11 protein-coding genes and 1 pseudogene are annotated in these 13,043 nt (G+C 62.5%); all 12 read right to left on the bottom strand.

Going from position 1 to position 13,043, the window contains the following annotated elements:
* Positions 1-915 precede the first annotated feature (915 nt).
* The 12 genes and pseudogenes from CKO27_RS20225 to CKO27_RS20170 all read right to left on the bottom strand — a co-directional run bounded on the left by CKO27_RS20225 (position 916) and on the right by CKO27_RS20170 (position 13,013).
* The gene (locus CKO27_RS20225) at positions 916-1,473 is read right to left on the bottom strand and encodes a hypothetical protein (protein ID WP_200376731.1); all 558 of its coding nucleotides are present in this window, start codon (positions 1,471-1,473) and stop codon (positions 916-918) included.
* A 412-nt stretch (positions 1,474-1,885) separates the two neighbouring features.
* Positions 1,886-3,027 (bottom strand): annotated as a pseudogene (locus CKO27_RS20220) (IS91 family transposase).
* Positions 3,020-3,868, bottom strand: a complete 849-nt coding sequence (locus CKO27_RS20215; RefSeq protein ID WP_200376730.1) for a tyrosine-type recombinase/integrase — start codon at positions 3,866-3,868, stop codon at positions 3,020-3,022. Before CKO27_RS20215 ends, CKO27_RS20220 begins: the two are co-directional and overlap by 8 nt.
* Positions 3,869-4,566: 698 nt before the next feature.
* A complete protein-coding gene (locus CKO27_RS20210) occupies positions 4,567-5,055 on the bottom strand; it encodes a disulfide bond formation protein B (RefSeq protein ID WP_200376729.1) in 489 nt (162 codons plus the stop codon).
* An 80-nt stretch (positions 5,056-5,135) separates the two neighbouring features.
* Positions 5,136-6,074 (bottom strand): sulfurtransferase, encoded by a 939-nt coding sequence (locus CKO27_RS20205; RefSeq protein ID WP_200376728.1) that lies wholly within the window; start codon positions 6,072-6,074, stop codon positions 5,136-5,138.
* Positions 6,075-6,150: 76 nt separating this feature from the next.
* The gene (locus CKO27_RS20200) at positions 6,151-6,771 is read right to left on the bottom strand and encodes a redoxin domain-containing protein (RefSeq protein WP_200376727.1); all 621 of its coding nucleotides are present in this window, start codon (positions 6,769-6,771) and stop codon (positions 6,151-6,153) included.
* A 104-nt stretch (positions 6,772-6,875) separates the two neighbouring features.
* On the bottom strand, positions 6,876-8,933 hold the full coding sequence (locus CKO27_RS20195) for a protein-disulfide reductase DsbD family protein (RefSeq protein WP_242471033.1): 2,058 nt from the start codon (positions 8,931-8,933) through the stop codon (positions 6,876-6,878).
* A 278-nt stretch (positions 8,934-9,211) separates the two neighbouring features.
* Positions 9,212-11,164, bottom strand: coding sequence for a phospholipase C/P1 nuclease family protein (locus CKO27_RS20190; RefSeq protein ID WP_200376725.1), 1,953 nt, complete (start codon positions 11,162-11,164; stop codon positions 9,212-9,214).
* Positions 11,165-11,181: 17 nt separating this feature from the next.
* Positions 11,182-11,829 carry a hypothetical protein gene (locus CKO27_RS20185; protein ID WP_200376724.1) on the bottom strand — a complete coding sequence of 216 codons (648 nt, stop codon included), beginning with the start codon at positions 11,827-11,829 and terminating at the stop codon, positions 11,182-11,184.
* Positions 11,830-11,946: 117 nt separating this feature from the next.
* Positions 11,947-12,258 (bottom strand): hypothetical protein, encoded by a 312-nt coding sequence (locus tag CKO27_RS20180; protein ID WP_200376723.1) that lies wholly within the window; start codon positions 12,256-12,258, stop codon positions 11,947-11,949.
* Between the two features lie 121 nt (positions 12,259-12,379).
* On the bottom strand, positions 12,380-12,694 hold the full coding sequence (fdxB, locus tag CKO27_RS20175; protein ID WP_200376722.1) for a ferredoxin III, nif-specific: 315 nt from the start codon (positions 12,692-12,694) through the stop codon (positions 12,380-12,382).
* Between the two features lie 112 nt (positions 12,695-12,806).
* Positions 12,807-13,013 (bottom strand): CCE_0567 family metalloprotein, encoded by a 207-nt coding sequence (locus CKO27_RS20170; protein ID WP_200376721.1) that lies wholly within the window; start codon positions 13,011-13,013, stop codon positions 12,807-12,809.
* Positions 13,014-13,043: the final 30 nt, after the last annotated feature.

Below are 13,043 nucleotides of genomic sequence, written 5' to 3'. Positions count from 1 at the left end.
GCTTCGGCGCCGAACGGCTCTGTGTCCTCGGATTCATGCTCGATGGACGACCGTTCAAGGTCGAGCATGACATGAGGCTCGTGCTGTATTAGCTAGGCGAGGCTATTCGTTTTGTACTGTACTGAGATGCCTAGCACGAAGGGAATTAAGAATAGCAGATTCAGTGTATTTCTAAGAAACGGACCCATGCTTGTCATGATATATATCTCGTGTTTACCTGTAGCCCAGCGCTTCATTTTCTACTACTGCCCCCGACAACTGTTTGTCGATTATTTCTTCCTTGACAACCACCGACGTTTTGCATATTCAAAGAGTTTCATTAGGTCGACGCTAAAACCAAAAAAGCCGGGTTTCGCTGTAAACACCGGCTCAGTAGATTCTTTCCTAATCAAGGGCTTTAGATTCGCTGACAAGAGAGAATAAACAGGGCAATTCGTATAGTGCATTTCTGACACGGAAGACCAGCGCCATCGCCAGTCTTTGTCAACGGATTCCGGGTTCGATTTCAACCTTCCATGCGCAGACGCCTGATCAATCTCGTCTGAGTACCGGATGAGAGTCGCTGCGAACAGACCAAACGCTTGTGCAGCGATTTCAGGGCAGAAGTCCCTGTAAAGGAAAGGTCTTCCGTCACTTGAGCTTATACCGCTGTACTCGTGCCATGCTGCCGGCCAGATGTCAGTAGCCTCCCATTTCTCTCCAATGTCTTGATCTGTTTGAGAATCAAAGCGCGACAACAAGCCTTGGTCCCCGAGAAGAGACACTCCCTGGAAGTATCTCGGACACCTGTGAACGCTGGCAAACGGGCAGCGATGGGAAACGCCCAAGTTCCTGCTTATCTCGGTGTACCATTCAATGTCTGGATACAGTTGTTTCATACTGTCTTACGGCCAGCTATCGATGAGAACATGGACCCTACCGACAATCATCCCAAGTAACCCGCACGGCGAGAAATGGCTCTCCGGTTTGATAGTAATAGTTTCGGACAAGATCCTTGCCGTATAGCAAGGACAATAGCGTGGAGCCGGGAGTGCCGCACACTTGTTTATTTGCTTGAGCTGTCAAATAGTGACTGAAGTCTTGAACTTCTTTCTCGCTGAAACTTCCTTCGTTATAGTGGATGGTGTAAGTCATTTGCGTTTCAGACGCCGTGACAAGCACTCCCTGTGCAGTCGTATATGCGTCAATTTTTTGAGGTAGCGATTCGGCAAGATTCTTCGCTTCTGCGCGATATTGTGCATCCATATTCTCGCGGAACTCGGGCGGGGCAGCTAAGAGGAATCGGATTGATTCATTTTTGGTGCTTGCGTTCTCTGAAGCTAGCCCAAGTATTGCGTTAGTAATCTGACCGTGGAGATTTTCTGCGTTTGATGCGGTCGTGATCAACAACGAGATAAATAAAAATGCTGACGGCACAGCAAAGTGTGCTCGCCGAGTTCCGGCGTGGAGTATCGGTCGCTCTGATCGATGCATTGAACCTCTCCTTCTTTTCGGTGGCTAACCATTAAGCATTTATCCATCGGGCGCCTGGCAATGAGCGTGATTTCGCTCTGACGCCTGGGCGCCCGATGGATAAATGTCTGTTGGACTAATCCGCTCCTGGCACGACGTCGCCGGCCGCGCAGATGCGAGCATGCCTTATAGAAAGGGCATTGTATCGGCGGGCCATGGATGGCGCGGGAGCGCCGGCGCCACCCGGTCGGTGATGCGGCATGTCGCGGAGGCAGAAACCGGGCATCAGAAGGGCTCCCATCGTGCGGCGAAGACGTGTATTGGGGAGGATCTTAGTCCTATTCCCGTGTGCGAGGCGAGCGCCATTGCAGACCCACGCGGGGCCTGAGAAAAGACCGGATGCAGAAGCGGAATCGGCGCTGAAGGGCGAGCGTTATCCTCCGTCGCGGCGTTTCGGTGCGAGCGCGGCGCGCACCCGCAGCCGTCCGGTGCGGCAGCTCGGGCAGGGATAGCCGTCAAACCTCTGCGTCGGCTCCTCGTGCCCCTCCGTCGCTGGACTGGCCGTCGCCGTCGGCGCCGCAATGGCCGCGCGGATCTCGGGCAAGCGCCGGGCGCGGCAGCGATTGGCGAGGAAGCCAAAGTGACGCACCCGCATGAAGCCTTTCGGCAGGACGTGCAGCAGAAAGCGCCGCAGCAGCTCCGCGCCCGAGAGGGTCATGACCTTGCGGCGATCGCCGTCGCGGTAGTCTTTGTAGCTGAGCTCAACGGTTTCCCCATCGAAGCTGAGCAAGCGCCGGTCGCTGAGGGCGGTGCGGTGGCTGTAGCGCCCCAGGTAGTCCACGACCGTCTCGGTGTGCACCAGGCACGGCTTGGAATAGACCACCCACTCGCGGCCCATCAAGGCATTGAGCACGCGGTCGATCTCCTTGGGATCGGTTAGCCGCGCCAGGCGTCCGGCCTCAACGGCCTGGCGCAAGCGGCTGACGAAACCGCCGCGCACATGCCGCGACAGCGCCCGCACCGGAAACAGGTAAGTGCTCTTGGCGGGGTGCCACTCACCGCAGGCGGAGACCGCTCCGCCGGGAACCAAACAGTGCAGATGCACATGCCGCGTGAGCGTCTGCCCCCAGGTATGCAGCACCGCCGTCAGGCCGAGTTGCCCATCCAAGCGTTTGGGGTCGGACCCGAAGGCCGAGAGCGTCGCCCACACTGTCTCGAACAGCCGGTCGTAGATCTCCTTGGGATGGACCTCGACCCAGCCATCGAGCACCGAGGGCAGCGTGAAGACGACATGGTGGTAGGTCACCGGCAACAGGGCCGCGCGTTGTCGCTCGCACACCACTCCAGCGACGCCCGGCGCTGACAGCACGGACAGTGACGATCCCGGCAGGCGTGATAGCACAGCGCCGCCGCCTCGCATTGATCGCAGCTGAGGGCCAAGCCACCGAGCGCGGCGGTGCGACAGTCCAGCACATGATGACAGACCTGCCACTGGCGCGGGCTCAAAGTCTGGGTGGCGGCCACGCCATCGAGACAGCTGCGGATGACCGCTTGCAACGAGGCCGGCTCAGCCATGGGCCACCTCCAGCTGGGCGATGACATCCAGGTCCCCTTCGCCCTCGCGGGCACTGGGGAGCCAATGGACGTAGCGCAGCGTGGTGTGGATGCTCTGATGCCCGAGCAGGCGTTGCAGTCGCTGCACCGGCAGCCCTGCGGCCAACTGATGGGTCGCGTAGGCGTGACGCAGCCCATGGATGCCACCGACCTTGTGCACCCCGGCGCGCTGCTTGGCCTGAGTAAACGCCTTCTGCAGCGTGGTCGGTGAAAACGTCGCGCCGCGACGTCCGGCAAACAGCCACTCACTCGGGCGATAGGCCTGCCAATAGGTGCGCAGCTGGGTGAGCAGGGTCGGTGAGAGCGGGACCAGGCGGTCCTTGGCGCCCTTGCCCTGATCGACGCGCAAGAGCTTGCGCTCTCCGTCGATGTCGGCGACCCGCACCGCCAGTACCTCGCTCAGGCGCAGCCCGCAGCCGTAGCAGAGCGTCAGCATGGTGCGATGGCGCGCATCGGCGCAGGCGCTCAGGATGGCGGCGACCTCCGCGCGCGTGAGCAGCGCCGGGATGCGCTGCGGCCGTTTGGGTAGGGCGACCTCCAGATCGACCGTCGGCCAGTCCAAGACCTCCAGATAGAAGAAGCGGATTCCGTTGTAGAACAGCCGCACGCTGGCCGGAGCCAGCTCACGTTCGCGCACAAGGTGCTCGAAATACGACCGCAAGTCCTCCGGTGCAAGGCAATCGGGCGCGCGGTGGGTGAACTTCGCCAGATCCCGCACGGCGGCGAGATAGCTCTCATGGGTGCGCGGGGAGAAACCATGCATCTGCATGGCCACGATCATGCGTTGACGCAACGCTGTCATCGTCCGATCCTCTGTCAACGACCCCGATTGGGTCATTGCGAGTGTGGACGAGGGTGAGAAAAGCGACTGTCAGCTGCAGGGGAGTGACGAGCCTCGACGAAGCCCCGCGGAGCGGATTAGTTCAACCTCCAAAACTGCCGCAGTTGGCGCCGATAGGCTTCGCTGCCCTTGGGTTTGAGTTCCGTATCGTGTTCCAGGAGACTAAGCCGTGACGAGAAACCCGTCAACCAATGAGGAAAACCTCCGCTCTTTCTGTGATCGCCATCTAGAAAAAGTCGATTAATCAGTTATCGAGCCGCCCTGAGACCGTTGATGGTGATCCGCCCCGAGCACGGGGTCGCGGCCCATCCCGACCGGAGGTTGGTCGAGCCGTTACCCGAGGACGTGGACACCTACCTCGCCGAGTTGGGACGCCGCCCGGTTTGAAGGACTGGCCATTCCGTCAGGTAGTCGATGCCATACAGACTTTATTTGTGCTGGTGGGGGGGACTGGCTCAAGCGGGTCGATTGGGAGCTTCGACCGGAAAAGAGGACGGATTGATTTTAGCGTCAAGATAACCGGATCGGGCGTCATCGTTCCGGCCAGTTGGCATCGAGCCGCCCAGGGATTGTCCCTCGGCGTCGTCGATGACCAAAGGATGATCACGGTTTCCTGGAAATCACCTTGATCATCGATGGCCCGAGGATTCTGGAGCGCCTCATCGGTTGGCGCGCAGTTGCCAGACGGTCATGGCGAGCATGCCGATGAAAAACAGCAAGGCCCACTGGGCCATTGACAGACCCAGGAGCACCAGCGCCTTGTCCTCGCAGAAGCCGGTGGCCAGGAACAGGGTCGGTGCCTGCTGTCCGAGCCACTCGATCAGGCGCTCGATCGGACCCATCTCGCTGGCGACGCAGGAGACACTGCCGGCGGCGTATTCCTGAAGCCAGCTTTGATAGGCCGCCGTGGCGGTGCCAGCGGCCGCCGTCAGGGCGAGCAGGGCGCCGAGGACGAATCGCACCCGGCCTGCGGACAACGCCGCGCCCAGGGCGAGCACGGCGATCAGCATGAACAGTAATCGCTGGAAGACGCAGAGATGACAGGGCTCCAATTCCAGCCAGGGCGTCAGTAGCAGGCTGGCGAGCACGAGGGCGGCGCTGGCCAACGATAGGAGGATCCAGGTTAGGTGGGGTGAAATCGTCGTCATCGTTGAAAACCTTTTTTGAAACAACATCAAAGTAACCTCGGCAAAGCGACCGGAGCCACTCCGTGCCTTCCAGGTGCCGTCTAGAGCGCGAAATCGCCCCCGAATGGCTCCGGTCCCTCGACCACCGGCAGGGTCAGTTCGTTGCCCCAGTGCGACCAGCCGCCGTTGTAGAGCCGCACGTCCCGGTAGCCCAGATGCTTGAGCTGGAGATAGGCCAGGCCCATGCGAAAACCGTCATGACAATAGACGTAGAGCCGCTTGTCCTTGGGGATCCGGGCATATAAGGCGGTCAAGGCGTCGTCGTCGCGCCACTTGCCGGTCTGGCCATCCGTGCCTTCGAGACTGACACGATTGATCGCGCCGGGGATGTGTCCGCCCATGATGGCATGGCGGATGACTTCGCCGGTGTACATGTCATGGGGGCGGGCATCGATCAGGATCACCTCGGGGTCGCGACGCGAGACCAAGTCGTCATAAACGTCCGTCCATTCCACGAAGAGGTCGGGATTGGCCGGCTTGAGGGTCACCGAGCCGCGCGCTCGCGGGGGCGTCGGCTCCTTCACCAGCTCATTGAAGCCGGTCCATTCGAGCGTGCCGCCATCGAGGATCTTGACCCGCTCCATGTCGAATCCATACAGCTCCAGCAGATAGTAGAGCCGGGAGGTCAGGGCGGTGCTGGCGTCGTCATAGAGCACCAGGGTGGAGTCGTCATTCACCCCCCAGCCGCGCAGCGTCTCCTGAAAGGCGTCGCGCGTGGGGAAGCGCATGATGGGGCTGGCCTGGTTGTCGCCCAGATCCTTGAAGCGCTGGACCTGCACCGCGCCAGGGATGTGGCCGACGGTGAAATGGCGGTGCGGATGGTAGCGGACCTCCAGCGGGATCAGTCCCTCGTCGTCGAGATGCTCGGCGAGCCAGTCGGCGTCGACCAGGAAGGCCGGGCCGGCGAGGGCGGGCAGGGCCGGGAGCATCAACAGGCTCAGCCAGAGGAAGGCGAGGCGGCCTAAGGGATAAGGCGACATGCTGTTGTCCTCGAATGATGGGTCGGTTCGAGGTCCGGCGAACCTCGGGGCGGCCGGACGACTGGAGTTGGTCCGCTCAGTATTTCACCGAGCAGCCATAGGGACGGGTCAGGGGTGTGCCGACCGCCTGTCCGGCGGCCAGATCGGTCATGGCGGCCCGCACATGATTGGTGGCGCCCTGGATATCGGCCGGGTTGGTGGTCGGGCGGTCGTCGATGCCGCCCATGTACGCCAGGGTGCCGCCAGCGTCGATGACGTACATGTGCGGCGTGGTCATGGCCCCATAGGTCCGACCCATGACGCCGTCGCTGTCGAGCAGCACGGCGGTCGGAACCGCCGAGCGGCGCTGGGTCAGATCATCGGCCTCGCTGGGGCTGACATGCCCCTGCTTGCCGGGGGCGGACGAGACGACCGACAGCCAGACATAGCCGGCGTCCTTCGCCTCGGCTTGCAACGCCTGCATGTTGCCCGCGCCATAGTGTTTGACCACGAAGGGGCAGTCGTGATTGGTCCATTCGAGGATCGCCGGCCGACCGGCGAGGGTCTCCAGGGTCCAGACCTTTCCGCTGGTGTCGCTGACACTGAAGGCCGGCGCGGGCTGGCCCACCCGCAGGGCGGCGATGGCCGGGCCGGCCGCTAGGGCGACGGTCAGGGCCAGGATGGACAGTGACTGGGCTGAACGGATGAATGAGCGCATGGCGGTTCTCCTGGGTGGTTGACCTGATTCGAGACGAGTGAATCGACTCTCCGGCCATGCTTCGACGACCGGCGGGCCGAGTGGTTGCATGATGGCGTGGCGGATCAGGGCGATCCCGCCAGCGCCTCCAGCACCAGATCCGGCGTCAGGATCTGCGGCAGGACGCGCGGTTCTCCGTCCGAGGGATAATAGACATAGAGCGGTACCCCATTACGCCCGAAACCGGACAGATAGTCGGTGATGGCCGGGTCGCGGTTGGTCCAGTCGCCCTTGAGATAGAGCAGATTCCGCTCGCGGAAGGCGTCGGTCACGGCGGCGGTTCCCAGGGCTACCCGCTCGTTGACCAGGCAGGTGATGCACCAGGCGGCGGTCATGTTGACGAAGACCGGACGGCCCTCGGCGCGTGCCGCCTCCAGACGGTCCGCCGTGTAGGGCGTCGCGAAACCAGCGGCCTCGTCGCCGACCGCGTTCGCCGCCACCGGTGCCAGGCGCGTGGTGGAGAGTCCCAGGGCGAGCGCCCCCGCCAGACTGGCCACAACGACCAGGAGGCGCGCCCGCCGAACCCAGGGTTGCCGCCCGCCGCCCAGCTCGCGCAGCCAGAGCGCGAAGGCCAGCAGCACCATGCCGGCGAGCACGCCGGCCACGCCCGCCGGTCCGGTCTGCACGCTCAATACCCACACCAGCCAGGCGGCGGCGCCATAGAGCGGAAAGGCCAGGAACTGCTTGAGGCTCTCCATCCAGGGGCCGGGTTTCGGCATCCGGCGCGCCAGCCCCGGCAGGAGCGACACCAGCAGAAAGGGCAGCGCCAGTCCGAGACCCAGGGTCAGCATGATGGCCAGCGCCAGCGGCCAGGACAGTGTGACGGCATAGCCCAGCGCGGCCCCCATGAAGGGCGCGGTGCAGGGCGCGGCGACCAGGGCCGCCAGCGCGCCGGTGCCGAAGGCACCCGCCGTCCCGGACCCAACCTGGGCGCCACCCAGACCCATGAGACGGGTGCCCAGGGTCACCGCCCCGGACAGACTCAATCCCAGCGTCAGGAAGACATAGGCCATGAGGGCGACGAAGGGCGGGTACTGGAGCTGGAAGCCCCAGCCAATGGCGGCCCCACCCGCGCGCAGGGCCAGCAGCAGTCCAGCCAGGGCGCCGAAGAAGACCAGCACCCCGGCGGTATAGGCGAGGCCATGCCGGAGGCGTTCGCGCCCCTCGTCGGCTCCCTCTCCCGCCATCCCGCGCACCAGACTCATGGCCTTCATCGCCAGGATCGGAAAGACGCAGGGCATGAGATTGAGGATGAGTCCGCCGAGCAGGGCGAAGGCCAGCGCTAGCGGCAGGCCGATCGGGGCCTTCTGGTCGGCGGTCTTGGTCCCGAGCGCCGTGTCCGCGCGGCGTACCGCGACCTCGAATGATCGGACCGCGCCATCGGCTCCGGTCACGGCCAGCAGTCCGTCGGGCGCCGCGCTTTCGGCCGCGCTCCCCGGCGTCAGGGCGATCTCCAGCCGATCGCCGGACCAACTCCAGGATTGCGGCGCGGCATGTTCGATCAGACCCCAGGCGCCCGCGAACCAGGCGACCTCGGCGGGCGAGGGCTGGCCCGCCTTCCAGGGGATGGAGAGTCTCAGACCCCGGTCGGTGGCGGTCAGCACAGCCCCATCGATACGACCCTCGGGCAGACCGGCACGGGCCACCGCCAGGATCCCCGCGACCTCGGGATCCGCTGGTCCGGGGCTGGGCGCCGTCGCGAGTGTCAGGGCCAACTCGGCGGACTCGGGGACGCAGTGTTCCTCGCACACCAGCCAGTCGGCCCGTGCGCGCAGCGGCAGCGGCACACCGACCGGCCAATCCTCCGGCACCTCCAGGGTCAGCGGATGAATCGCCTGCCCGGAGTAGCCGTAATTGGCCAGCGGACCCACCGGGATGCGTTCGGGAAGCGGCCAGCGCAGCGGACCGGCGATGACCCCATCGGGCAGGATCCAGGTCAGCCGGGGCGGCTCGCCGGAGTCGCCGGGATTGCGCCAGTAGGTGTGCCAGCCGGGCCGGATCCTGAGCACCAGGGCCAGTTCCAGGCTTGAGCCCGGAGCGACCTGGGTGCGTTCCGCCACCAGACTCGCCACGACGTTCTCGGTCGCGACTGGATTGGCGGCGGCGGATAGACAGCCAAGCAAGAACCAGAACGCTATCGCGCACCACCAGAGACGCCGGTCCAGCCGCCAGGATCCGCGCTCTGGTTCGAGAGCGTCGCCGCCAACCGGGATCGGCCTGGCCCGCTGGCACCCCGATCGGTCAGCGATACACCGGCGTTTCACGGCCCCAGTCGAGGCAATAGAGGGATCGGTTTTCATCCGATCATGGTAAAGGATCGGGCGCGGTGCGACCAAAACGTCCATCGGAACCTGGGCGGTGCCGGATCCCGCGCCGCGATCTCCTAGAGCGACGGGCCGAGTCAGGGCGATGCGGTCGCTGATTCCTCGTCGCTCAAAAGGCCCAACAGATCACCAAGGAAACCGAAGCCCCAGGTCGGCGGGAAACTCGGAGTAGTTCCCAAGGGTAGGATCGGGGCATTCGGCAGGAAGGTTGGGGTGGCTAGATCCGGGCTCAGGATCAGGCGGCTTGGAATGGGTACTCCCACCTCCGCAGCGTCATGGCAGGCGAACCGATGAGGGGGCGGATCGATCGGGGTATACCCCAACTCCAATATGTCCCGCGTGGTCAATGGAAAGGGGAAGGGATTGAGATCATCCGGTATATCAATGTTCGAGGCAATGGGATCGTTCAGGAAATAATCGATGAGATCCGCGGCTGGAATACGGGATCCAGTGATGCAGATTCCGGCGATGTCCTCGAATAGCGAAAGCCAGTAATCCGTGCAGCTAGCCCCGCCGCCCCGACCATCGTCGACAAGCCATAGGTTCGTATCCGTGAATACGCCGGACCAGGTGAATTCAAGTTGATAGGGGAACTCGCCCTCCCAATCATCCTGCAGTTGAGCGATCAACGCGGGAGCCACGGCTTCGATGCGCTCGCGTTGCCAGGGATGAAACGGACGCGACCAATGCCAGGTCCGGTCGCTCATTGAAATATCCACCCAGGGCAGCCCGAGCCTATCCGGCGCCTCGTCGGGTTCGCCTTCGGGTAGCCTCACGAGGCGCAGTTGATGGATCGTCTGGGTCAGCCTCTGGGTCATTTCCATGGCGATGGGCTGGCCGAGACGATCGCGTCCGAGATAGGTGATGATGTGAGTGAAGGGGCCTGGTATGAACGCGGAGTCGTTCGATTCATTCGCCTCGGTCATCGGGTCGTCCAGGGCGCCTCCAACGGCCATCATGTCCCAAGGCGCCAGGAAATGCCGAAAGGAGGCGGAGGTTCCTGGCCAGCGGGCCTCCAGCACGTATCCGATTGGACTGAGTTCCGATAGATCGAAATAGGCGCGCGTGCTAACGCGGATGCCGATCTCGGCGCTACCGGCGTTGGTGTGGACGCCGAGCAGAAATTTCCCTTCCTCGGATGGCGCCTTGATCGAGGCCCGCCCCTTATCCAGGGTCTGGCTCCAGCGAACAGGGCGGTTCGTCCGCCCGTCGCGACGCCAACTCAGGTCGACTTCCCCGTCGAGCGCTCGATTCGACGTAACCGTGATCTGAAATTCCTGATCCGGTTGAACCAGGGTTCGATTGACCCGCGTGAAGACCCGTGACGGCCTGGATTTGGCCTGATACCACAAGCTCATCCACAGATCCCGCGTGGAGGCTACCGCCTCTTGAAAGCTGACTTGAGCGAGCGGCAAGGTGTCCGTGCCCGCGATCGCCGCGTCGATCCAGGGCGCATGGAGCCGATTGGTCAGCGGGATTCGCTCATTCGCCCAGGTCTGGATGTCCGTCCAGAGCCGGGGTCCGGGATCGGCGAATTGGAGATCGGCCCGTCGACTCCAGGTGCTCACCTCCTCGGCTTGATGCAGCGGCGGGGTTTCGCTCGGGTCGTCGTCCGTGTGCAGCGGGTGACTGAGATCCTGAACATAGTGAAGGAATATCCCGAGCGCATGGGCACGGCTCGCCTCGCCGTTGCGCAGGCCGAGAATCAACTCCTCGGACAGTTCCTGGAGGTGGTCGAGTGCCCGCCCGGCCTCGGCATCGGAGGAATGCAGGTCGATCTCGTGATTCTCCCAGTCCTGGATGGCATCGGGGGCCATGGAGCCCAATTTGACGCGGCTCAGGTAGGGTCTGAATGCGAGTCTGACTGGGCCAGGCAGGGCCTGGTAGGCCGCTTCGGTGATGAGACCATGCTGGATCGTGTGCCAGGCATGGGCTATTGGAATGTGGGTGAACGCGATGAACAGGAGCATGAACGGCAGCCACCCCGAGGGGTGGCTGAATTCGGCCGGGCGAACGCTGGCGGTACTCATGCTCTTGAGCGCGGGGATCACTCGTTTCCGGGCAAGATGAGCCTAAGCGAAGTCGCCATGGGCTCTAGCATCCCCGATAAGGCCTCTTCACCCATGTCATTACGCGACATTCCAAAGGGGAGGCTTCCTGAATTGCCCGAGATCAATCCATAAACCGCGTTCCAGACTTCGCGCTTGATGAATACGCCACCCAGGGCGGCCGGAGCTTGAGGGATTCCAATCATCGTCAGATCAAGTTCGCCGGTATCGACATAGAGCCGAAAACACATCTGGTTTTCGTTCTGATATTCACAGGGAAAGGTGCTGATGAAGCCAACCGCATCCACTGACTGTCCTCCCATGGTGCAGACGGCGGTTCCATTCGATAGAAAATAATTCGCCAGACTTTCCCCGCTGATTCCATCCTCGTGATTCTGGGAGGGCGTGATGTGGCTGAGGGTAACATCACCGAGATCCTGGTCGGTGAGGAGAGAGGTGATGGTGCTATAGAGACCGTCCGCCTGACTCAGGGTATAAAAATCGGTTCCTGCCTTGAACCTCACGATGACGCAAGCATCGCTGTCACCGGAACTGATGAATGTCGTGCCCGCATACCACTCCTCCGCGCTCGCCAGCACAGAGAACGTTGACAGCAGAACGACAGAAAGCTTAGTGAGAATGTTCACAACGTCCTCCTCGCTGAGAGTCTTGAGTCGTGTCCGATTCAAATTATAGTTTGGAGAAAGCACGGCGAATCGCCGGTGACTTAGGAGGGGACGGGCTTTTCTTGCTCGGTAGGGCGATCATTGCGAGCCGCCAAAATCGGTAAAAACACCGTTTTTCAAATGGATGTTTGGCACATCCGTCTGTCGGACTGTTTTGAATACCGTTCGTCGGTCGGTCGGTCGGATGTCGAAATTGAGAACTGGATCACGTATTTTTCGGCCGGCGGGGTGGATCTCGCCCAGTTCGGTAACCGGAAAACGGGCGCTTGGGTCGGCGCGCGCAATCGATGGCTTCCAGATCCGGCTAAGGACGCGATGGTTAAGCGTCGAGGGCTGGTTGACCCAGATACGTTCGCGGATCTCTCGGGGCGAGACTCCCTGCCGATCCATAAGGCTCGCCAAGCGATGCGGAACGATAGAGGGGGCTTTTTGGAGAGGGGACTCTTGCCTTTGGCGTTCCAGGCAAGAGCCGGTGTCATTCCGATCGCTGACGACCGATGCGACCTCTCACTCAGGCAGCGATCGTCTGAGGTTCGTGCGACAGACAGTTATTGGGACACACCCGCGAGCAGGCCTCGCAGCCGATGCAGTCGAGCAGATCCTTGAGGTTCATGACCATTCCCGGCGCTTCGTCGTCGAAATCGTCGTCATAATTCTCCGAATCCTCCTCGAGATCCAGATCCTCACGATCGATCAGCTCGAAGACGCTCCGCGGACAGACCTTGTAGCAGCGCCCGCAGCCAATGCATTTCTGCTGATTGAGGGCGACGATGAAAGCGGGCGTCCATGCGACGCCGCCCCTGGTAATTCCCGTGATGACAGACATTTCGGTTCTCCGAATCCCGCGCGGTTGGGCGCTTGTGTGTGAAAAATGATGGTCTGGTTCGGCCCGGGTCGGGCCGGGAGGACGGCGGGGGCCACTCGCCCCCAACGCGCCCCTATCCGTTGGCCGCCTTGAGCCGGGCGTTGGCCTCGGCCCAGGCTTTGCAGGCGTCGTAGGTCGCCTGGGCGATCGCGGGGATCTCCTCGTAGGCGGCGGGCAGGCGGTCCTCGACCAGGTCGTGCATTTCGCTGGCCCTCTCGGAGGCGATGCGCTTGGCCTTCATGACGGCCTTTTCGAGCGCCTTGAGCTCTTCTGGATTCATGGCTGGCTTCCTGAACGGGTTGGGCGCGCC

It is taken from the genome of Thiocystis violacea (assembly GCF_016583575.1).
GTDB lineage: Bacteria > Pseudomonadota > Gammaproteobacteria > Chromatiales > Chromatiaceae > Thiocystis > Thiocystis violacea.
Note: the sequence above shows the minus strand (reverse complement) of the source record. Positions and strands in the feature narration are given on the sequence as shown.